Source organism: Curtobacterium sp. MCBD17_013, assembly GCF_003234565.1.
In the GTDB taxonomy this organism is placed as follows: domain Bacteria; phylum Actinomycetota; class Actinomycetes; order Actinomycetales; family Microbacteriaceae; genus Curtobacterium.
The window spans coordinates 1-23,005 of the sequence record NZ_QKTU01000007.1 but is presented as its reverse complement, the minus strand read 5'-3'; the positions used below and the strand labels follow the sequence as shown (position 1 = coordinate 23,005).

Genomic DNA, 23,005 nt, shown 5'->3' with positions numbered 1-23,005 from the left:
TGAGCGAGCGCTCAGGCGACCCGGTCCGGGTGCGACCCGATCCGCTCCCCGTTCTGGAGCGCCGCGATCGCCGCCATGTCATCGTCGTCGAGTCCGAACCGCCCGACGTCGATGTTGGACGCGATACGCGCCGGCGTGACGGACTTCGGCAGGACCACGACCTCCTGCTGCAGGTTCCAGCGCACGAGCACCTGCGCGACGGACACGTCGTGCTTCGCCGCGATGCGCGCCAGGGTCGGTTCGTCCACCAGACGTCCGCGCCCGAGCGGCGACCACGCCTCGGTCACGATCCCGTGCCGCGCGTGGAACGCCATGAGTTCGGTCTGCGGCAGCCACGGATGCCGCTCCACCTGGTTCACCGCCGGGAGCACGTCCGTCTCGTCGAGGAGCCGCTGCAGGTGCTCGACCTGGAAGTTCGAGACGCCGATCGAGGTCGCGCGCCCCTCGGTCCGGATCCGCTCGAGCGCCCGCCAGGTGTCGACGTAGCGGTCGTTCGCCGCCGCCGGCCAGTGGATGAGGTACAGGTCCACCCGATCGAGCTCCAACCGGTCGAGCGATGCGTCGAACGCCCGCATCGTCGCGTCGAACCCCTGGTTCGTGTTCCACACCTTCGTCGTGACGAACACCTCGTCGCGGTCGACCTCTGCGGTCCGGAGGGCCCGGCCGACCCCGGCTTCGTTGCCGTACATCTCGGCCGTGTCGACGTGCCGGTAGCCGACGTGCAGAGCCTCGCGCACGGCACGCTCGGCCTCGTCGTCGGAGACCTTGTACACGCCGAGACCGACGGCGGGGATGGTGTTGCCGTCGAGCAGGGCGACGGTGGGGACGGTTGCGGGATCGACCATGCAGTCCATGGTGCCCGCGGCGGCGTCGGCTGGTGTTCTCGGCCTCCCGCTGGTCTTTGACGTCCCCGCTGTCGGACGACGCCCGCGGTGTCGAAAACAAGCGGGACGGGCCGGGAGCGGGGCCGGCGGGGAGTGAGTCGGCTGGAAGCGGAACGGAGGGGAGTGGCTCAGGGGGACCGGAGGGGAGTGAGGCCGGCCGGGCCTCAGGTCGTGGGCAGGTCGACCGGCTCGGTGTCCGGGATCGGCGAGGCGTCCCGCCCGCGGAGGTCCGGCAGCCACCGCCGCGCGAACAGCGGCACGAGCACCCCGACGAAGGCCGTGACCGCGCCGACCGCCAAGCCGCCGACCGCACCGTGCGCGTCGATGAGGAACCCGGCGACGGCGGACCCCAGCGCGGCCCCGATGAGCTGTCCGGTCCCCATCCAGCCGTAGGCCTCGGCCGTGTCGCTGAACTTGACGGTCGACGACACCGAGCCGAACATGACCGCCAGCGCGGGGGCGATCCCACCACCGGCGATGAGCAGGGTCAGGCACAGCCACCAGAAGCCCGGGTGGACCGTCGTGAGGACGAGTCCCACGAAGACGATGGCCATCCGGATCCACAGGCCGTTCGGCGCGATCGGACGGTGCCCGAACGCCAGCCCACCGCCGAGCGACCCGATCGCGAACAGGGCCAGGACGATGCCGGCGTTCGGGCTGCCGTCGCCGAACGCGCTCGTCACACCGGCCTCGACCGCAGCGCACGCGCCGATGAGCAGGAACCCGGTGAACGTGGCGACGAGCACCGACGGCCGACGGAGCACGGTGCCGAACGCGCGCTTCGAGCGGGGGATGCGCACCCGACCGACCTCGGGGGAGGCGATGAACCAGGTGCCGCCGACGACGAGGAACACGATGGCGATCACGATCGCGAGCACGGTGCTGATCTGGGTGGCGACGAAGGTCGTGATGACGGGGCCGGCCACCCAGATGAGCTCCTGCGCCGACGCGTCGAGCGAGAACAGCGGGGTCAGCTGCGCCGACGTCACCATCTTCGGGTAGATCGTCCGCACCGCCGGCTGCACGGGCGGCACCGCGAGGCCGCCGACGAACCCGACGAGCATGTACAGCGGAACGGGCATGACGACGAACGCGACGGCGGCCATGCTCACCGCGCAGACCGAGGTCGTGAGGATGAGCACCGGCCGCATGCCCCACTGGCCCATCCACCGACTGGTGAGCGGTCCGGCGATCGCCTGCCCGATGCTCGAGGCCGCCAGGACCAGCCCGGCGGCGCCGTAGGAGTGCGCCACCCGTTCGACGTGGAGCAGGTACGCGAGCGACAGCATCCCGAAGGGGAACCGGGCGGTCAGCTGGGCCGCGATGACGCGGCCGACCCCCGGAGTCCGCAGCAGGTTCCCGTACGCGCTCACCGTCCTCAGTGTACGGACGCCAGGGTGCCGGCCGGGAGGGTCGACACGCGTCGTGGAGAGCGGCGCAGCCTCCACAGGTGGTCGGTCGCGGGCCTCCCGGGACGGCTGGCAGCGTGGTGCCGGACGGATTCTGGCTGCCACGTCGGCGGCGCTGTCCGCCACCTCCACAACGGGGGAGGGGCGCCATCGACGACCGGACGCGCGACACGCCGAACCGCGAATCCCACACCCTGTGGAACACGCCCTCCACCGCTGTGCACAGATGTCGGTGGCCGGGCGGAGACTGGCGGAAATCCGGGCCTCCGAGGGGCTCAACCGGAATGCCCCACCTGTGGGGACTGTTGTGGAGAACTACACGGGTGTAACACTTCCTCTTGTGGTCGACTCCGGTGTCGGACACAAGATGTAGTATCGACCAGCCGGGACAGACCGGCCCCTCGGGGGCTGAAATGCCCCTCACCGGGGCCACCACGGACCGGCCGTCCGGACGAGGATCCGGGCCCACACGCACCAGCAGCACCACATCGAGAACCACCGCCGGACAGCCCGTCCGGAACACCACCTCTGGGGAGATCATGGCCGTCACCGTCTACACCAAGCCGTCCTGCGTCCAGTGCACGGCGACGTACCGCGCGCTCGACAACAAGGGCATCGAGTACGAGGTCCACGACGTCTCCTCGGACCCTGCCGCGCTCGAGCACGTCAAGAGCCTCGGCTACCTCCAGGCGCCGGTCGTCGTGACGGACGACGACCACTGGTCGGGCTTCCGTCCCGACAAGATCGCCGGCCTCGTCGCCGAGATCGGCTGACCCACCTCACCCACCTGCAGGGCACCGCGCCCGCTCCTCGCCCGTCCACTCGTCGGAGGCGCGTCATGAGCCAGCTCGTGTACTTCTCGAGCGTCTCGGGCAACACGGCACGGTTCGTCGACAAGCTCGGACGCCCGGCCGTCCGCATCCCGTTGTTCGCCAAGGAGCCCCCGCTCCGCGTCGACGAGCCGTACGTGCTCGTCCTGCCGACGTACGGCGGTGGCAACGGGCGCGGCGCGGTGCCCAAGCAGGTCATCTCCTTCCTCAACGACGAACACAACCGGTCGTTGATCCGCGGCGTCATCGTCGGCGGGAACACCAACTTCGGCGACGCCTACGGACTCGCCGGCGACATCGTGGCCGCCAAGTGCCACGTGCCCGTGCTCTATCGATTCGAACTCTTCGGGACCCCTGACGACGTGCAGGCGGTCAACTCAGGATTGGATGCATTTTGGACGCAGCAGTTGCAGACGTCGATCTGACGTCACCCGCGACGGGGATGGACTACCACGCCCTGAATGCCATGCTCAACCTCTACGGTCCGAGCGGCGAGATCCAGTTCGACAAGGACCGCGAGGCCGCCAAGCAGTACTTCCTGCAGCACGTCAACCAGAACACGGTCTTCTTCCACAACCTCAAGGAGCGCCTCGACTACCTGGTCGAGAACGACTACTACGAGCAGGCCGTCATCGACCAGTACTCGCTGGACTTCATCCAGCGGCTCAACGACCTCGCCTACGCCAAGAAGTTCCGGTTCCAGACCTTCCTCGGGGCGTTCAAGTACTACACGAGCTACACGCTCAAGACCTTCGACGGCAAGCGGTACCTCGAGCGCTTCGAGGACCGCGTCGTCATGACGGCGCTCGGGCTCGCCCACGGTGACGAGGACCTCGCGGTCAACCTCGTCGAGGAGATCATCGGGGGCCGGTTCCAGCCGGCGACCCCGACGTTCCTCAACACGGGCAAGGCCCAGCGCGGCGAACTCGTCTCGTGCTTCCTCCTCCGCATCGAGGACAACATGGAGTCGATCTCGCGCGGCATCAACTCCGCCCTCCAGCTGTCCAAGCGCGGCGGCGGTGTCGCCCTGCTGCTCTCGAACATCCGCGAGGCCGGGGCCCCGATCAAGCAGATCGAGAACCAGTCGTCCGGGATCATCCCCGTGATGAAGCTCCTCGAGGACTCGTTCTCGTACGCGAACCAGCTCGGCGCCCGTCAGGGAGCGGGCGCGGTGTACCTGTCGGCGCACCACCCCGACATCATGCGGTTCCTCGACACCAAGCGCGAGAACGCCGACGAGAAGATCCGCATCAAGACGCTGTCGCTCGGTGTCGTCGTGCCGGACATCACCTTCGAGCTCGCCAAGAACAACGAGGACATGTACCTGTTCTCGCCCTACGACGTCGAGCGCGTCTACGGCGTCCCGTTCGGCGACGTCCCGATGACCGAGAAGTACCGCGAGATGGTCGACGACCCGCGGATCAAGAAGACCAAGATCAAGGCGCGCGACTTCTTCCAGACGATCGCCGAGATCCAGTTCGAGTCGGGCTACCCGTACATCGTGTTCGAGGACACGGTGAACAAGGCCAACCCGATCAAGGGCCGGATCAACATGTCGAACCTGTGCTCGGAGATCCTCCAGGTCAACACCCCGACGACCTACAACGAGGACCTGTCGTACAACACGATCGGCAAGGACATCTCCTGCAACCTCGGGTCGCTCAACATCGCGCTGACGATGGACTCGCCCGACTTCGGCAAGACCATCGAGACCGCGATCCGTGGCCTCACCGCGGTGTCACAGCAGTCGCACATCCGCTCGGTGCGCTCCGTCGAGGACGGCAACGACAAGTCGCACGCGATCGGCCTCGGGCAGATGAACCTGCACGGCTACCTCGCCCGTGAGCGCGTCCACTACGGCAGCGACGAGGGCATCGACTTCACGAACATCTACTTCTACACGGTGCTGTACCACGCACTGCGGGCGTCGAACACGATCGCGATCGAGCAGGGCACCGCGTTCGAGGGCTTCGCCGACTCGAAGTACGCCTCGGGCGAGTTCTTCGACAAGTACACCGAGCAGGCGTGGGTCCCCGCGACCGCTCGGGTGCAGGCGCTGTTCGACGACGCCGGCATCCACATCCCGACCCAGGCCGACTGGGCCGCGCTCAAGGCCTCGGTCCAGGAGCACGGCATCTACAACCAGAACCTGCAGGCCGTGCCGCCGACGGGATCGATCTCGTACATCAACCACTCGACGTCGTCGATCCACCCGATCGCGTCGAAGATCGAGATCCGCAAGGAAGGCAAGCTCGGCCGCGTCTACTACCCGGCGCCGTTCATGACGAACGACAACCTGGAGTACTACACGGACGCGTACGAGATCGGCCCCGAGAAGATCATCGACACGTACGCGGCGGCGACGCAGCACGTGGACCAGGGCCTGTCGCTCACGCTGTTCTTCAAGGACACCGCGACCACCCGCGACATCAACAAGGCGCAGATCTACGCGTGGCGCAAGGGGATCAAGACGATCTACTACATCCGCCTCCGTCAGCTCGCGCTCGAGGGCACCGAGGTCGAGGGCTGCGTCAGCTGCATGCTGTAGCCGCCGGTCGCTGACCGCGACCATCCGTCGGACGTGAACCTCATTTGTCCCCCGACGCAAACACAAGTCCAAAAAAGCTCAGGGTCAGGTTCGCGAAAACCTGACCCTGAACAGCCCCTAGCGGGGACTCCAACTGAGCGCTGGAGCGTCCACTGTACATGAGTTGAACTGGCCCGGTCGGGCCAGGCTCTCGGGGCTGACGAAGCCCCGAGAGGAGGTGATGACAGTGGCACGCACAGTGAGCAGGAGCGCCTCGAGCGGGCGCTTCGTAAGCAAGGCTGCCGCCGCGCGCTGGCCGTCGAAGACGACCACCGAGCATGTCGGCAGCGGCACGAGCAACGCGCGTTCGGTGAACCGCTCAGCCAGCACAGGTCGATTCGTGACCGAAGCGACGGCGAAGCGGAACCCGGGCGGAACCATTCAGCAGCACATTTGATGCTGCGCTGGGTGGGCGGTGGTGACACCGCTCACCCAGCACCACCACTGATCTGCCGGCACAAGAACTGCGAGGAACCTACGTTGGTCGAGAAGCTGAAGCTCATCGATTCGGTCCAGGCCATCAACTGGAACCGCATCCAGGACGACAAGGACGTCGAGGTCTGGAACCGCCTCGTCAACAACTTCTGGCTGCCCGAGAAGGTGCCGCTGTCGAACGACGTGCAGTCGTGGAACACGCTCACGCCCGAGGAGCAGACGCTGACCATGCGCGTGTTCACCGGCCTGACGCTGCTCGACACCATCCAGGGCACGGTCGGCGCGGTCTCGCTGATCCCCGATGCGCTCACCCCGCACGAGGAAGCCGTCTACACGAACATCGCGTTCATGGAGTCGGTGCACGCCAAGAGCTACTCGTCGATCTTCTCGACCCTCGCGTCGACGCCCGAGATCGACGAGGCCTTCCGCTGGTCGGTGGAGAACCCGAACCTGCAGAAGAAGGCGTCCATCGTGATGGACTACTACAAGGGCGACGAGCCGCTCAAGCGCAAGGTCGCGTCGACCCTGCTCGAGTCGTTCCTGTTCTACTCGGGCTTCTACCTGCCGATGCACTGGTCGTCGCGCGCGAAGCTGACGAACACGGCCGACCTGGTCCGCCTGATCATCCGCGACGAGGCCGTGCACGGGTACTACATCGGCTACAAGTTCCAGAAGGGGCTCGAGCTCGTCACCGAGGCCGAGCGGCAGGACCTGAAGGACTACACGTTCTCGTTGCTCTACGAGCTCTACGACAACGAGGCGCAGTACACGCAGGACCTCTACGACGGCGTCGGCCTGACCGAGGACGTCAAGAAGTTCCTGCACTACAACGCCAACAAGGCGCTCATGAACCTGGGCTACGAGCCGATGTTCCCGAAGAACATCACCGACGTGAACCCGGCCATCCTCTCGGCCCTGTCGCCGAACGCCGACGAGAACCACGACTTCTTCTCGGGGTCGGGTTCGTCGTACGTCATCGGCAAGGCCGTGAACACCGAGGACGAGGACTGGGACTTCTGATCCCGAGCGCTCGCTGACCACGCCTCGTCCCTGACGACGTCCCCGCTGTCGAACGACAGCGGGGACGTTGCTTCCTATTAGATCGCAGCCATAGTTGGGTTTCGTCAACTTAGGTCGCATCTCGGGCTGATTCCGGCACCCAACGTTGCGTAAAGCGCGCAACGTTGGGTGCTGACTCGCTCTCTCGCTCTCGTCGATGTGTGGACGCGCGAGCAGGTGCGTGCGGGCGCGAGCAGGTGCTCGCGGACGGACGCATGTCATCTCACGCCCGCGGTGTGTGCGGGCGCGAGCAGGTGCTCGCCGACGGACGCTGTGTCATCCAACGCCCGGGTGCGCGTTCGGCTTGATCCGCCACTCGCCGATAACGGGCGTTAGGGCGGGGCTCGCTTGAGGGCGTCTGTCTGTCGTTGACCTCCGGGCAATGCCGTGCTGCCACGGTGCCTTCGGAAAAACGTCCGCGCTGCCGGCGGGGCGATACTCCGCAACTCTTTCGGTGTGGAGCGCCTCTTCGTCGTTCGTTAGCTCAAGGTGGCCAACGAGGCCCCGAGGACCCTAGCTCACGTCGCCCAGATCGCTTCGAGCAGATACTGCCAGAACTTCCCTGGGCTATTGGTCGTGCTGTTGGTGTTCGCCTTCAGAACTGCGTTCATGGGCGTCTCTTTCCGGTTGCAAATGTGGCGTTCCCTGAGGAGGCGCACAAGAGCAAGGATCAGGACCACCGCCAGCCACACTACGCCGCGCCCGGCGTTTATCGTGGGCTCGCTGGCACCTTGAACCAACGACCCCCTCATTCTGGCGTAGTCGAACTATCCGTGTCGAGGGCGGAACGCAGGTGATGATGCAGAGGTGACCTACGGCACGGCGCGTGGGACCTCGACACGTCTTGGAAGCGCGGGCCGGACCGTAGCGGCTACTCCTGCGTCCCCCGAACAGGGCACGCGGCGCGAGGCTTCAGCTTTGTAGAGTGATTCTCACCCGAGTCCTGTGATCTCTGCAGTGCGCTTCACGGACAACAGTTGAGGTTCCCGCTCGACAGAAGTTGTCCGTGAGGCTGTAACTTCGTCTCGCGGTGGAACCGTTGAAGGAGCACGGTCTTGGACATGCAGTCAAGTGCGACGTTGGACCTCAACTCATGGGAGCCGGACGCGTCGCTCGTGCGCGAAGTCGAGGACCAGTTCAATCGGACGATCGAGTCCTACCGGATCCATCCGAACTTGATCTCCGAGCACGCCAACCATGAAGAGTCGATCCGTACCGGCGGCTACGCGAACCGCACCTTGCTCGAGCTCATCCAGAACGCCGCCGACGCTCTGGCGGGTGCTGCCGACACCAGCAGGGAAAACTCGGGACGCGTCGAAATCATCCTCGACGCGGCCCAAAGCGTGCTGTACTGCGCGAACGCAGGACGGCCGTTCTCGATGAGCGGCCTGACAGCCGTCACGATGGCCTATCTGAGCGAGAAACGCGGCGACGAAATCGGACGCTTCGGCCTCGGATTCAAGTCAGTGCTCGCGGTCTCGCAGGCGCCGCAGGTGTTGAGCCGCTCGATCTCGTTCGAGTTCAACTCGCCGCATGCTCGAACTGAGATGGCAAAGGTCACAAACGCCAAGCGGTATCCTATCCTCCGGACCGCGACGGTTCTCGACGCAGCAACTGAGCTGGAGCGAGATCCCGTGCTCGCGGAACTCGGATCCTGGGCCACGACGATCGTCAAGCTCCCCGCGGCGACACATCTTGAGCGTTTGCGTGATGAGATCCAGGGGTTCACCTCCGAGTTCCTGCTGTTCGTCGATGCGGTCCGGGAAGTTCGGCTGCGTGTGATCGGAGACGAGCCGTTTGAGACGAGCCACGTATCCCGCGATCTGGGAGCCAACAGGTTCAGGATCGAGCGCCCAGACGGCGGCGGTGACGAATGGATCGTTCAGAGCGATATGCACAAGCCGTCGTCAGAAGCACGCCACGAAGTCGGCGAGGCAGTGTCACGCGAAAAGGTCAAGGTCACGGTCGCCGTCCCGGTTCAACGCAGCAGACTTGGTTCCGGGCAGTTCTGGTCGTACTTCCCGCTTCAGGACAAGACCTCGGTAGGAGCGCTGCTCAATGCGCCGTGGAGCGTCAACGACGACCGCACCAATCTGCTCGAGAACCGATACAACCGCGAGATCATCAAGACCCTCGCCGCGCTCTTCGTGCCGTTGCTCCCAAGGTTGCGGACCTCCGACGACCCTGCAGGGCACCTGGACTATCTGCCCGCTCGCGAGCGTGACCAAGAGAGCCGCGGATTCGCCGGAGACGCCCTACGAACACACATCCTGAGTTTGGCCGGCACGGGCCAGTACATTCCTGACAAGGCTGGAGACCTGCGAAACGGGTCGGAGCTCCGTCCGCTGGACCCAGCCATTCGCTTCGACCCCGTCGTTCACCAGGGGTGGATGGTCTCGCCCAACACCGGTGAGGATGTTCCCCACTGGCACTGCTACAGGACCTCACAGAGGGCGACACGCCTCAGGGATCTTCTCCTGGTTGCCCAGGAGCCTGACCCCGACCCCACCGCCCGCGACCTCCGTGCCGCGATGGAGCGCATGCCGAGGCGTGGCCTCCTGACCTGGCTCCGTGAGTGGGCCGAGGGCGATGACCCTGTCTCGTCGGCAAACGCTCTCAAGACTGTCCTCGGACACCTCTCACTTGAAGGCATCACGTCTGCCAAGGTCATTCCAACGACCGACGGAATGAAGTCACTCGACGACCGAAGCGTCGTATTCCTTCATCAGGAGGAAGGGCTAGTTGTTGACGGCGCCGTGTTCGTTGACCCCGCGTTCCTGGCGGAGAGCGGGGTCGAAGCGCTCCTCCGCAGCCGTGGCTTCCGCGACCTAGACCCAGAAGCGATCCTCGACGCGCGGTTGGCAACGCTGCCCACCGATCCCTCAAGCGAGGACCTCGAGAAGCTCTGGGACGCCGTCGTCTCTGTCAGCCTGGCCATCGCCATCAAGTCGATGACGGCCTCGAATGCGTCGATCAAGGTCCCCACGCGGGACGGTGGCTGGGCGTGGCCGCAGCAGGTAATCGATGTGGATACAACACTGTCTGAGCGGTTCGCCTCGCGAACTCTCGACCGAAGTCGGTCAACGGCCGAGGTCGCGCACAAGCTCGGTGTCGCTCGGACTCCGGTGAAGGACTTCTCTCTTGAGGACGAGGCGGAGTACGAGGCTTACGTCGCCGCCACCGTAGACGCGCTCAACAACCAGCGGGGGCCGGGTGAACGACCCATCGAACGACTGGAGGTCAGTCCGGCGGCAGGGCCTGGACCGTTCTCCGTGTTGCTCATGTTGCGGGATGCTGAGGCGCCGGAACAGCTGCGTGCGTCGTGGACGACTTCGCTCCTGGAGCTTCCGGAGCAGAACTGGGTCGTCGAGGATCTCGACACTGGGCGCACTCACGGAGTACTGCCGCCGTCTCGATGGGCGGTCCAGCAGGCGGGTCTTCTCCCGACGTCGCGAGGGTTCCGGGCGCCGAGCGACGTCGTCGCACCTTCGCTTGTGCGCTTCGGTGCGCTCCTACCGCTTTTCAAAGGCACACACCAGGTCCAGGTTGCCCTCGACCTGCCGGACGAGCTTGAAGCAGTGCCGGCGCACGTGCTCCGGGAAATGCTCGAGGCGGATCTCTTCCCGTCCGTCGACGACTCGGCTCTGACCGAGTTCGTTCTCGGGGCCACGAAGGCCGGGTACGCTGGCGAAAAGCCGTCGACCATCCCGGCCAGGGTCAAGCGACTCGTCGAGCCGCATGCGCCCTCGACAGTGTTCCTTGCCTCCACCGAGGAGGAAGAGGAGTTCCTTCGGAGCCGGCAGCGACCGTTCCTGAGGGTCCATCCGGACATGGTCGACGAGTTCGTCGAGACGGTCGGATGCCGTCGGTTCGCTGACAGCTTCTCGTTCGCAATGGTCGTCGAAGGCCAGCAGGACTCCCAGCGAGTTCTTGACGTCTACACCGGCCTCCGCTCGGCGTACGGGGCGGCGCTCGCATCGGCGAAGGTCTCTCGGGCCCTGCTCATCGCAAAGCGGGTGGTCACAGAGGACGGCACGGAGGATCAGCCCCGAGACTGGCACCTTGACGGTCAGGACCTGATCGTCAGGAGCGATGCTGACGAACGGCGAATCCTCGAGTTCATTAATGACGCCTTCGGTCTTCGCCTCGACAACATCCGACTCGCTGCCGTGCTCAAGGCGGGGCTGGACAACAAGCTCGAGCTCCTTCGTCATGAGGCACAGGCCATCGGGAGCGACGCCGAACGTCTCGACCACTACATCGGCCCCGATGACCTAAGGGAAGCGCTTCCGACCGGGCTTTGGAGCGCGCTTGAAGCGCAAAGCCTGGTCAACGACGGGACGCCCGTCGCGGAACTCTTCTTGACGGTCTACGGCTCGGACGCGCTCCGCATCCTCGCGGACAGGTTCCGAGACCTCGGGTTCTCGGACGTTCCGGAGGCCTGGGGCAGCACAGGGCCCGCTGTGTCCTGGGTCCGGAAGATGGGGTTCAGCGCAGAGTACGCCGGCCAGCGGAACCAGAAGCAGCCCCCGGAGTTCGTCGTCCCTGGCGCGGTGGTGCTGAACCGTCTACACACGTACCAGAAGAAGATCAGCGAGGATTTACGAACCGTCCTGACGCAACCGTCAGCCCACGGTCCTGCGCAAAAGGCCATGGTCGAGCTGCCGACGGGCGCGGGCAAGACCCGCGTCGCCACCGAGACCGTCCTCAAGCTGTTCGTCGACGAGGTGCTCTCGGGGACGATCCTCTGGATTGCACAGTCGGAGGAACTCTGCGAACAGGCCGTTCAGACCTTCCAAACCGTCTGGCGACACCTTGCCGACGAACGACCGCTTACGATCGGCCGCTTGTGGGGCTCGAACACCGTCCAGGAACCAGACACTGAGCTGTCCGTGATCGTCGCGACTGACGCGCAGCTCGCCCAGCTCATCGGTCGGGGCGACTACGAGTGGCTCAGCAAGCCGGCGGCAGTCTTCATCGACGAGGCTCATCGAGCGGGCTCGTCGGAATACACCAAAATCCTTCGGTGGCTTGGTGTCGATGGACGCAGCTGGGAGAGGCCACTTGTCGGACTATCCGCGACCCCGTTCAAGGGGCGAGCCGGTGACGACAGCGGGATCAAGGAACTGAAGGCCAGGTTCGGCACCAAGCTGGCACTGCCCTACCAAGAACCGTACAAAGAGCTCGTAAAGCTTGGTGTACTCGCGAGTGTCAGGCACGAGGTGTTGCCGACCGGCCTCGAGTTCGAGGTCAGCGACTCCGCGCCTGGCGATCTTAGGTCCAACAAGCTCATCGACCGAAACCTCTACGAGCGCATCGGCCGCAACGAACAGCGCATGCGGATCCTTGTCGAGCACATCCTCCAGACGCTTAGAGCACACCCAGAATGGCCCGTCCTTGTCTTCACCCCGAGTGTGCTCTCGGCGCAGGTCCTCTCAGCATCGCTTCGCTATCGAGGGGTCGCCGCTGAATCGGTCAGCGGACAGACCAGCAAGCAACAGCGTCGAAAGGTGATCAAGCAGTTTCAGGACAATGAGATCCAGGTCCTCGCCAACTGCGACCTCCTCGTCCAGGGCTTCGACGCCCCGGGTGTGAGGGCGCTCTACATCGCGCGCCCGACCTTCAGCCCCGGCGCTTACATCCAGATGGCAGGCCGCGGCCTTCGCGGAACTGAGAACGGCGGAAAGGACGAGTGCCTCATCGTCGATGTAGCCGACAATTGGGGCGCCATGAACGACTTCCTCGGCTACCACGACTACGAGGACCTCTGGGCGGAGCAGCGCGAATGATCCTTGTTCCTTCGCTGGCCGACATCGAAACAGCGTCCCGGAGTGACGCCGAGCGGCGAGTCGCCCGTCTCCTTCGGGACGTAGAGGCGGACGGCGACGCAGTTGCCTTCTACTCCGTCGGGCTTCGCTCGCACGGGTACAAGCAGCAGGCAGAAGCCGACTTCGTGATCCTGTGGCGGGGAACCGTCGTCGTCGTCGAGGTCAAGGGCGGTGGCGTGCGAAAGCACGATGGCATCTGGTACAGCATTGACCGCCGCGGAGACTGGCATAAGCTCGGCACGTCCCCGATGGAGCAAGCACGATCGGCGGGGTACGCGCTCCGTGACATCCTCAGGGCGCAGGGGCTCGGCTGGTACGCGCACGAGGCCGTTGTTGTCACGCCGGACATCGACGCACCGCCGAGCTCCGTCGACTGGAAGCCTTCGCACTGGCTGGCTCATGACTCAATGACAGCGCTAGAGCTGACCACGGCGCTTGACGTCGTGGTCGCGGATGCAAGGAACGCGCCGCGCGGAGAGAAGATCGCGCGGCTGGGTGACCTGCGGGAGCGTCTCTTCGGCGAGTTCACTCGAATGCCGGTAGTCGACGCACAACGCGGTGCGGTGATCGAGGAGCAGAACCGTGCCACGGTCGGCCAGGCCCGCGTTCTCGCTGCACTGGCGCGGAACCAGCGGGTGCTCGTATGCGGAGGAGCAGGTACCGGGAAGTCCCTGGTCCTTGTCGAGGCTGCGAAACAGGAGGAGGAGCAGGGGAGGTCCGTGCTCGTGACGTTCCGCTCACCTTCGCTCTCGCGGTACTTCGCACCGCATCTCGGTGACCGCAACGTCGACGTGATTCCTTTCGCGGACCTCGAGGGGTCGGGTCCCTACGACGTCGTGCTCGTTGACGAGGCACAGGACATGATGACCGCCGAGGCGATGGACCGCCTCGATGGTGTTCTTGTCGGCGGCCGAGCGGCCGGTCGGTGGCGGATGTTCCTCGACCCCAACAACCAGGCGCACGTCGACGGCGACTACGACCCGGACGTGGCGGAGCTGATCACCGCCGAGGCGATCACCGTAGACCTGTCGTTGAACGTGCGCAACACGCGTGCGATCGTGCACGTCGTGCAGGAGTACCTGGGTGCTGACGTCGGCGATCCAGGCATCGTTCACGGCGAGCGCGTGGAGTGGCTGACCAGGAATCAGGAGGTCACGGCCAGCGACGGTGTGAGGATCGCCGCCGAACTCGCGGCGGATGGAGCTCGTAGGTCCGACATCTGGGTGATTGACCCGCGGTCCGTCGCGGCGCCCACGACTGTCAACGGCATCGTGATGACGAGCCCTCGCTTCGCGAAGGGGTTGGAGGCTGAGCATGTCGTCGTGTGCGGACTGCCCGAGGCTCTCGACGCCTCCGGGACTGCTGCCTTTTACGTCGCGCTGACCCGCGCTCGTGTCTCCCTGCATGTGGTGCTCTCCAAGGATGACAGGAGTCGACTTCAGCAACTGGTAGGGCAAGGGAGGGCGAGCCGATGACACTTACTCGTGCTCAGGAGATCGTGCTTTCGCACCTGAGGTCGGCCTATGTCGGTCCGGACAGTGGCGACAGCGAGGTGATCTACAACCCGCCGAACAGACAGTACGCCGTCGGGATGTTGTTCCCGCGCGACGGCGAGCCTGAGTCCGACGATGGTGCCGTCGTGCCCGAGAGCGGCGACGTAGACGTCGATCTGATGAGCGCGTTCGACGGTGAGGTTGAGGAGAAGGGAGCGGCGGTCCCGATCGCCGAGGACTGGAGGCCGTCATCGGCGGCGATCTCTTTCATCACCGACAGCGACACGGTTGCGTGCACTGTCGCCGGCGCGACATACGCCGCCATCGAAGGCGATGGGCCGCCGAGCTGGCGTCGAACGCCCTTCACGATCCCTGGTTTGGTCCTTGCACCTGACCGTCGGGTACATGAGCAGTCCGTCGGTGACGTACCAATCGAGATCGGCAGCCGTTGGCGGCGCTTCGGAGACGTACGACTTGTCACCGTTCACCTACGCGTACTGGCTTCATCGACCGGCGACGACCGCGTCGACGCCACCAGCATGCTGTACCAGGTTGCGCTCGCCGTCTCCACGACCGGTGGTGGAACGATCCGTGAGTACGACACCCGGCGCGCTTTCGACGCCGACGACGAGTCCGCGGAACTGCGTCTGAGGTTCAAGAACCGCAAGGTATACGCCGTCGGACACGGCATGGCTGCGGACTGGACCGTCTCCGACGGCGTATGCAGCGAGGTGCGCCTTGATCCGGTCCCACACTTTGTCGTCCCTGACGTCGAGACAACTGGATTCAAGGACGGAACCCTTGAAGCGGACGCCTTGCGTCTCGAGCATCTAGCGACGCTCGACAAGAATGCCGATCAAGTTCTCGAGTCGCTGCGGGCCTTCGTCCGAAAGTTCGGGGTGTGGGTCGAGGCGCAGGAAGGACGGGTTGGTTCGTTCGGCCCGGACCACGAGGTTGCTGGTCGAATCGTCAGCCGGTCAAGAGAAGCGCTGATGCGAATGAACAAGTCTCTCGACCTGCTTGGAGAGGCGTGCAACGGCACCCTTCGGGAAGCTTTCTCTCTCGCAATGGCTGCAATGCGCCTACAGATGCAGCAAGCAGTCTTCACCCGCGACGGCATTCGGCCCGAGCCAAGCTGGCGCCCCTTTCAGCTGGGCTTCCTGCTCGTCGCCCTCACGTCCACGGTGGACGACACACACAAGGAGCGAGGGCTCGTCGACCTGATCTGGTTCCCAACCGGCGGCGGAAAGACTGAGGCGTACCTAGGGCTAGCAGCCATCGAGATCTTCCGCAGACGACTCTCGGACGGCCCGGCGGGTGGTGGCACTGCGGTATTGACCCGTTATACGCTGCGACTGCTTACCTCTCAGCAGTTCCAGCGAGCTGCCTCGCTCGTGTGTGCGATGGAGCTGCTCCGTCGCGCGGACAAGATCGGCGACCCGCGCGCAAGCCACATGACACCGTTCTCGATCGGGCTGTGGGTCGGCAACGAAGTGACTCCCGGGACGCGCAAGGATGCAAAGTCCGCTCTCGAGCGGCTTCACAAGGCCGCGCGGCCTGAAGAGGCCAACCAGTTCCAGGTGGAAAGCTGCCCCTGGTGCGCCACGCCTCTTCTTCCCCGCATCCGGTCTCCCCGCCCGAACGACTATGGCGTTCGCATGATGGGTCGTGACATCGTCATCCACTGCGTGAACTCGTCATGCGAGTTTGCCGATGAGATCCCCGTGTGCGTCGTCGACGAGATGCTCTATGAGGAGCCACCCACCATCCTGCTTGCGACGGTCGACAAGTTCGCGCGTCTGCAGTTTCGCCCTGAAGCTGGCCGTTTGCTCGGTCTGAACACCGCGTTCCGGCAGCCGTCGATGATCATCCAGGACGAGCTCCATCTGCTCTCTGGGCCCCTCGGCACGACGGTTGCAGTGTTCGACGCTGTGATCCAGATGCTGCTCGCCGCGAACGGCTCGACGCCGAAGATCGTTGCGTCGACCGCGACGATCCGTTCCTCGGACGAGCAGGTGCAGGGGCTGTACGGCAGGCCGGTCGCGCTGTACCCGCCGTCCGGTCTTGACGATGACACGACGTTCTTCTCCCGGCCGGTCACGAGCGGCGAGGGTCGCCTGTACCTCGGGCTGATGCCCCAGGCGCTTTCGCAGATGTCAGCAACAGTTTCGGCGTCAGCCCCCTTGATCGAGATCCCGGAAATTCTTCGGCGACACCCGGGTGCGGGGACGAGCCTCGACGCCTACTGGACCGCGGTGATGTACCACAACAGCCTTCGGGAGCTGGGGCGCACCGGGACCCTGGTGGTCGACGACGTCAACGCCCGCCTGGAGCCTCGCGCCGAGCGCCTGGAGCACCAACTCCGCACGGTTCGCGCCGGGCGCGTGCTGGAACTGACAAGCCGACGCGGACCAGAAGAGCTGCCGAACGACCTGCGCGAACTGCGTCGGAGCGCCGACGAGTCCGATCAGGCAGTCGACATCGTCCTTTCTTCGAACATGCTCTCCGTCGGCATCGACATCCCACGACTCGCGCTGATGCTGATGGTCGGCCAGCCCAAGACCACGTCCGAGTACATCCAGGCGACCAGCCGGGTCGGGCGAGGAAAGGTTCACGGCGTCGTCACCACGCTGTTCCGTTCAAACCGAGCGAGGGATCGTTCCCACTTCGAGACGTTCCGCGGCTACCACGAGGCCCTCTACCGAAGCGTCGAGCCGACTAGCGTCACTCCCTGGTCCTTGGCGTCGCGCGAACGCTCGCTCGCCGGTGCGCTGGTAGCGCTGATTCGTCACCTCGGACCAGGGCTGTCCTCCAATGACGCAGCCAAGGACCTCGATCTAGACAATGCTGGCCAGCGGAACTTGGTTGACCTGCTGGTCAGCGGGCTCCTCGAGCGGGTAGCGAGGGCGGACTCCGTCGAGACTTCAGACACGCGCGAGCGAATCACTACGCTGCTCAACGAGTGGGACCGCCGCGCACGCGCTGCTCGCGAGGCGGGCGAGAGCCTGCTGTACGACCGCGCCACGGCGGACGATTCCGCCTTGTTCAAGCGGTTCGGGCAAGCCGGCGAAGGTTGGCTGGTTGCCGACTCGATGCGCTCGGTTGAACCCAACGTTGCCGTCGAGGTGCGCGAGCCATTTGAGGAGGGGACCAGTGCAACGGATCAAACATGACCTGAGACTGTCGGAGACCGTGTCACCGTTCGGCGTCGGGGCAGTCATCGACATTCGAGGGGAATCGTTGATCGCACCCGACACTTCGTGGTGGGATGAGCGCTATTCGCCCGAGATCCACTGCGAGCGACTCGTGGAGCGGCTCGGTCCCAGCGTGCTGCGAGAAGCGCCCACCCACTCAGGGCGCACAGGCAAGGACACTGCGGGACTGCTGTATTGGCGGTTTCCAGCTTGGCGATTCTGCGAGCGGTGCTCCAGGCTCTCCCAGCGAACCGGCAAAGACCGGGGCAAGTGGATCAACAAGTGTGAATGCGGCGGCATGCTCGTCCCGATGAGATATGTCGCCGTCTGCGAAAAGGGCAGCCATCTCCAGGACATCCCTTGGTTCATGTGGGCCCACCGCGGACGCGACGCCGGCGTCACCGAGTCCGTGCGACACTGCCGGGCGTACAAGGAACTACGGTTCGTTCGTTCGGCCAAGCACGGTGAGGGCCTGAAGTCTCTTCGGGTGGAATGCGGCGGCTGCAGGCGTTCCCGCCCAATGTCGGACCTGGTCAGCAAGGGAGCACTCGCCCACGACGGCCTCCGATGCAAGGGCACCCAACCGTGGCAGGACTCACGGCAGGATGACGCTTGTGAGCACGCACTTGTCGCCGTCCAGCGCGGCGCGACGGGCAACTACATAGCGGAACGCATTTCCGCACTGGACATCCCCGAAGAGAAGCCGCCGTCGATCGCGCTCGCTGCCGCCATCCGCGAACACGCTGATTTCGGTCGAGTGGTCGACGACAACGGTGGGCCCAAGGCCGAGATGATCGCGGGCTGGATCGCCGACGAGGTCGGCGCCACGGTTGACGACGTCCTGATCCTGGCGGCAGCGGGCGGCATGCCGCAGGACGACGTCCTCGCAGATCTCAAGGATGGCGAGTGGGCGGCTTTTCTCAAGAAGCTCGGAACGCCCGGGCGTGACCATAGCGAGGGGGACTTCGTCGTCGACTCGTGGTTGACATCCGAACGTCCTGGCATTCCCACGACGCTGGCCGAACGGCTGACCGCGGTCGGCCAGGTTCGGCGAGTGCGCGAGGTCAGAGCTCTCAAGGGCTACCGCCGGTACTCCGCTGAGGCCGACATGATTCCGGCCGATCTGTCGCTCAAGGGCAAGCGCAAGCCAACTCTTCCCGCCATCGAAATGTACGGGGAAGGGATCTTCCTCCAGTTTAGCGAGGAGTTCCTCGCTGACTGGGAGCAGCGTGCAGCGGTTCGCGCACGGGCCAAGATCCTGCTGGACCGACGGTCAAAGACGCAATGGGCGAGTCGACTGGACCTCCCCGAGGCCCGTTTCGTCGCCCTCCACACGATCGCTCACCTGTTGATCCGCCGACTCGCGTACGCGTCTGGGTACTCGTCCGCCTCGCTTCAGGAGCGCATCTACGCGAGCTCCTACCGTCCCGACCGCACGGCCGGAGTGCTGATCTACACGGCAGCGGGCGACGCGCAGGGCACCCTGGGCGGTCTCGTTCGGCTCGGTGACCCCGATCAGCTGGTTCCGTTGCTTCTCGCAGCAATCGACGATGCCGATGTGTGCTCGAACGATCCGGTCTGCATCGAGAGCGACAGGCAAGGTGCCTCAAGCCTCAACTTGTCGGCATGCCATGGATGCTCACTTGTGAGCGAGACATCGTGCGAGACCGCAAACAGATTGCTCGACCGTCAGTTGGTTCTCGGCGGGCGCGACGTTCCAGGGCTGTTGGAGGGCGTACTCAACGAGGTCCGTGCGCTCAGCGTGCCCTAGCCTTACCAGGAGTGTCAGGTGTCAGCGGGGTGCCTTGACGACTGAGCAGGTGCGGTCGGCCACCAGCCGGGGGTCCTCGTGCTCCCAGAACCGCAGAACGCGCCAGCCTGCGGAGCTCAGTACGTCGTCCGTCTCCGCATCCCGCACCTTGTTGCGTCGGAGCTTGGTGGCCCACCAGTCGGCGTTCGCGCGCGGGTGTGTGCCGTGCTCTGGGCATCCGTGCCAGAAGCACCCGTCGAGGAAGACCGCCACCATCACCTTGGTGAAGGCGATGTCGATGCTTCGCCTCGCCATCCCCGGCACCGGGTACGCGACGCGGTAGCGAAGACCGCGAGCGTGCAGGACCCGACGAACGTCAACTTCCGGCTTCGTGTCTCGCCGACGCGCGGAGCTCATGCGCTGGCTCGCTGCCAGGCTTGATGCCCCTGGATGGGGACCGACGATGGGCATGAAACCACGGTAGCTCAAGTGCTGGATGCTCTTGCGGGCGCGCCGTCGCTGGTCCTGCCAGAACGACAACTTCGACGAACCGGCATATGGCGTTGTCGGAGGTCACCTCTGGTCAGCCGCGATGGCTGCCACTCTTCCTGAGTCATTTTGCCATCGCTTGAGGTGCAAGTGCCTTGGCTTGACTGGGGCATCGCTCGGCGACGCTTGCGCGCCTGAGCTGCAGGTGGTGCCGGCTAGTATTGCCAGGTGACATCCGAGGGACACCGCCGCGCCCACATAACTGTTCTGGATCTTTTCGCGGGATGTGGCGGTCTGACCGAGGGGTTCCACCAGTACCGCCCTGAGGGTGTTGCGAACCCGGTGTTCCGAAGCGTCGGCGCGGTCGAGTGGGAGCCAGCGGCCGCCGCGTCTTACGCAGCGAACTTCGGCGCCGGATCGTCTCGGCTTGGTGACCATGAGGCACCGGAGATCGTCTGCCGAACCATCGTCGGTTGGGAGCCACGATGGAAGCCAGGCGAGATCGATGTTGTGGTTGGGGGACCGCCGTGCCAAGGATTCTCCGGACTCAACCGCGAGAAGGTGGGTCCAGAGCGGAACATGCTCTGGGAGGAGTTCATCCGCGTGGTGGTCGCTCTTCAACCGAAGGTGTTCGTGATCGAGAACGTCGACAGATTCCTCCGATCAGCGGAGTTCGTGGATCTGAAGAACCGGATCGGCGGAGCGGACCTCACGAACTATCGCCTTGTCGACCCCGGCTCCAAGCCCGGTGAGACCGAGCTGGACCGTGACAAGCGCTACCTGCTGAACGCCGCGAACTACGGTGCTGCGCAAGCCCGTCGGCGCGCGATCGTGATCGGTGTTCGCACTGACGCCGGTCTGCCTTCTGACTCGCTGCGTTACCCCAAGCCCACGCACTCCCGGAATCTCGCCCGCGGCGCGCTGCCGCTCAGGGGTCCCGGCGGATCGCCCGGCTTGCTCGCCGAGCAGACCGCGTGGGCCACCGTAGACCAATTGTTCGAGGAGAGTGCGCGCAAGAACCTCGCAGTTGACCTGCCGGCCGCCTCCCCGCGACAGGTCCCTGGAATCGAAGGCAGCTTCGTCGGCCCGTTCTTGACGACGGACCTTCACATCGGCCGGCGACCAGAGCCGATCTCGATGTGGCGCTATAGCGCGATCCCGAGAGGTGGGAATCGAAAGGACCTTCGCGGTCGGTATGTGTGCCGCTTCGATGACGGCAGCGACATCATCCTTCAAAAGGTGGGCGACCACAGGTACGACGACGGGGCGCTGAAGGTTCTTGGTGCGCACGACGTCGTGGTCGACGGTGCCGCCACAGAGCGCCGAGTTACCGTGCGCACCGCCAGTCCCGTCACAGATGGCACGAGGTCGGGGGGCCGCCGCAACAAGTCGGAGATGTTCCATATTGTTCTCAGTGAGGGCGATGTACATCGGAAGGCCGTCCTCGAGTACCTCTCCACTGTGGCGTGGGACTTGCATGACGCCGGCTCCGGCGACGTCATGGGCCGACTCCGGAGCGGCGCGCCAGCTGTGACGATCCGGACGGAGTTTTTCAAGCCTGAGAAGGGCCGATACCTCCACCCGACCGAGGACCGCCCGATAACTCACTTCGAGGCGGCCAAGCTTCAAGGGTTTCCGGATGACTTCCAGTGGTACGGGTCTAAGCTCGAGATTGCCAAACAAATCGGCAATGCCGTGCCCATCCCGCTCGGGCGCAATATAGCCGAGTCGATCTACCAATACCTGCACGGCACTGCGTGAGTACCGGGGCGCTCTGAATAGGCGCTTCGCAATGCTTGCCGACTCCGTCAGGCATGCAGGAACCGCTACAAACGCCCTGTTGACAGGTGGGATCTCGCTATAGCCGTCAAGCCGCGGAAGATGCACCAGCAGGGTTGACCGGCTCTTGCGCTCGACGATCGTGCCGATCGCCGACCGGCCCGTTCCGATGATCAGATTGCCTTCCCAGTGCCCGGGAACTGCACGGTCCGCGGCCTGCCGCTGCACTGCCCGCGAGGGCTCAGGACGCCCGGGAGAGCGCATGGGCGGCCGCAACGCACGATCCGACCGCCATTGACGTCGAACGCCCTCGGGAGCCTCGCTCGTCTTCGCGACCCAATCCTTCTTCGCCACCTCGGAACACCTCCACGGTCAAGGTGTTGCGACGACCAATTGAATCCGCCCTGGCTGCCACGATCCGGGTGCACGACCGTGCCCACCGGGTTCCGGCGATGCACCGCCATCTGCAGGGCCGCGCCGGCAAGCGAGGACCGCATCCGGTCACTGATCGCGTAGCCCACGATCCGGCGGGAGCAGGCGTCCTTCACAGCGTAGAGGTAGAGCCTGCCCTCGCTCGTGTTGTGCTCGCTGATGTCGGTCAGCCACAGCCTGTCGATGTCGGGGGGGGCGGTGAACGCTCGCTGGACGCGGTCGTCATGCACCGGCGGTCCGGCCTTCCGGTTCAGGCCTCGCTTCTTCGCGTGCAACGACCAATGCCGCTGCGTGGAGTAGAGCCGCCAGACGCGCCGCTCCGACACGAGGTGGCTGGCCGCTCGCATTTGGCCGGGCACCCGCTCCCGCGCCAGGTTCGGCTCGACGCTGCGCTGCGCGGCGATGCGCAGGCTAATCTACCGATACTTCGCAAGCTTTGATGAGCCGACCGCGAGTGCGGCGCTGCTGCCGACCGCGCTGCGACTGGGGGAAAGCATCTGACCTGTCCCGGGTTTCCCGGACGCTCTCTTTGTGTTGATCATGCCGCGGTTTCGGCGGCGGTGTAGAGGTTTTCGAATTCGATGGGTGAGTAGTAGGCGAGCGCGGAGTGGCGTCGGGTGAGGTTGTAGAACGCTTCGATCCACTCGAACATCGCCGACGCGAGCTCGGCGCGGGTGGGCCAGTCGCAGCGGTCGAGCAGCTCGATCTGCATCGAGCCGAAGAACGATTCCATCAGCGCGTTGTCATACGCGGACGCGACCTGTCCCATTGAGCCGAGGAGCCCGGCTTCGCGGAGCCGGCTGCCGAATAACCATGACGTGAATTGCGCTCCACGA

General features: G+C 65.0%; 13 protein-coding genes and 2 pseudogenes. 9 read left to right on the top strand and 6 right to left on the bottom strand.

From position 1 onward, the window contains the following. Positions 1-11: 11 nt before the first annotated feature. Entirely contained in the window at positions 12-845 is an 834-nt protein-coding gene (locus DEI81_RS09180; protein ID WP_111010422.1) for an aldo/keto reductase, read from the bottom strand. 203 nt (positions 846-1,048) lie between these two features. Further along, positions 1,049-2,257 carry an MFS transporter gene (locus DEI81_RS09175; protein WP_111010421.1) on the bottom strand — a complete coding sequence of 403 codons (1,209 nt, stop codon included), beginning with the start codon at positions 2,255-2,257 and terminating at the stop codon, positions 1,049-1,051. A 575-nt stretch (positions 2,258-2,832) separates the two neighbouring features. Between DEI81_RS09175 and nrdH the strand changes: the two genes are divergently transcribed. From nrdH to drmB, 8 genes are all read left to right on the top strand, one after another. After that, entirely contained in the window at positions 2,833-3,066 is a 234-nt protein-coding gene (gene nrdH / locus DEI81_RS09170; protein ID WP_111010420.1) for a glutaredoxin-like protein NrdH, read from the top strand. A 65-nt stretch (positions 3,067-3,131) separates the two neighbouring features. Then, the gene (nrdI, locus tag DEI81_RS09165; RefSeq protein WP_111010419.1) at positions 3,132-3,548 is read left to right on the top strand and encodes a class Ib ribonucleoside-diphosphate reductase assembly flavoprotein NrdI; all 417 of its coding nucleotides are present in this window, start codon (positions 3,132-3,134) and stop codon (positions 3,546-3,548) included. Between the two features lie 17 nt (positions 3,549-3,565). Next, on the top strand, positions 3,566-5,671 hold the full coding sequence (gene nrdE / locus DEI81_RS09160) for a class 1b ribonucleoside-diphosphate reductase subunit alpha (protein ID WP_111010418.1): 2,106 nt from the start codon (positions 3,566-3,568) through the stop codon (positions 5,669-5,671). A 519-nt stretch (positions 5,672-6,190) separates the two neighbouring features. Continuing rightward, positions 6,191-7,165, top strand: a complete 975-nt coding sequence (gene nrdF, locus DEI81_RS09150) for a class 1b ribonucleoside-diphosphate reductase subunit beta (RefSeq protein WP_111010416.1) — start codon at positions 6,191-6,193, stop codon at positions 7,163-7,165. A 1,100-nt stretch (positions 7,166-8,265) separates the two neighbouring features. Then, on the top strand, positions 8,266-12,993 hold the full coding sequence (locus tag DEI81_RS09145; protein WP_111010415.1) for a DEAD/DEAH box helicase: 4,728 nt from the start codon (positions 8,266-8,268) through the stop codon (positions 12,991-12,993). Next, a complete protein-coding gene (locus DEI81_RS09140; RefSeq protein ID WP_111010414.1) occupies positions 12,990-14,507 on the top strand; it encodes an NERD domain-containing protein in 1,518 nt (505 codons plus the stop codon). Before DEI81_RS09145 ends, DEI81_RS09140 begins: the two co-directional genes overlap by 4 nt. 23 nt (positions 14,508-14,530) lie before the next feature. Further along, on the top strand, positions 14,531-17,698 hold the full coding sequence (locus DEI81_RS09135; RefSeq protein ID WP_220035659.1) for a helicase-related protein: 3,168 nt from the start codon (positions 14,531-14,533) through the stop codon (positions 17,696-17,698). Continuing rightward, on the top strand, positions 17,679-19,490 hold the full coding sequence (gene drmB, locus DEI81_RS09130; RefSeq protein ID WP_111010412.1) for a DUF1998 domain-containing protein: 1,812 nt from the start codon (positions 17,679-17,681) through the stop codon (positions 19,488-19,490). The genes DEI81_RS09135 and drmB overlap by 20 nt, the downstream gene beginning before the upstream one ends. Positions 19,491-19,511: 21 nt before the next feature. Here drmB and DEI81_RS09125 read toward each other — a convergent pair whose 3' ends face one another. Then, positions 19,512-19,886, bottom strand: a complete 375-nt coding sequence (locus tag DEI81_RS09125; RefSeq protein WP_111010411.1) for a very short patch repair endonuclease — start codon at positions 19,884-19,886, stop codon at positions 19,512-19,514. A 300-nt stretch (positions 19,887-20,186) separates the two neighbouring features. On the opposite strand from DEI81_RS09125, the gene DEI81_RS09120 reads away from it, so the two are divergent. Further along, positions 20,187-21,719, top strand: coding sequence for a DNA cytosine methyltransferase (locus DEI81_RS09120; RefSeq protein ID WP_111010410.1), 1,533 nt, complete (start codon positions 20,187-20,189; stop codon positions 21,717-21,719). 87 nt (positions 21,720-21,806) lie between these two features. On the opposite strand, the pseudogene DEI81_RS16755 reads toward DEI81_RS09120, so the two are convergent. The 3 genes and pseudogenes from DEI81_RS16755 to DEI81_RS09105 all read right to left on the bottom strand — a co-directional run. Continuing rightward, positions 21,807-21,950, bottom strand: a pseudogene (locus tag DEI81_RS16755) (IS30 family transposase); the annotation flags it as partial. Between the two features lie 191 nt (positions 21,951-22,141). Further along, positions 22,142-22,489: pseudogene (locus DEI81_RS16565) on the bottom strand (DDE-type integrase/transposase/recombinase); the annotation flags it as partial. A gap of 218 nt (positions 22,490-22,707) precedes the next feature. Further along, on the bottom strand, positions 22,708-23,005 hold a 298-nt coding region (locus tag DEI81_RS09105; RefSeq protein WP_146244065.1), incomplete at its 5' end, for an IS3 family transposase.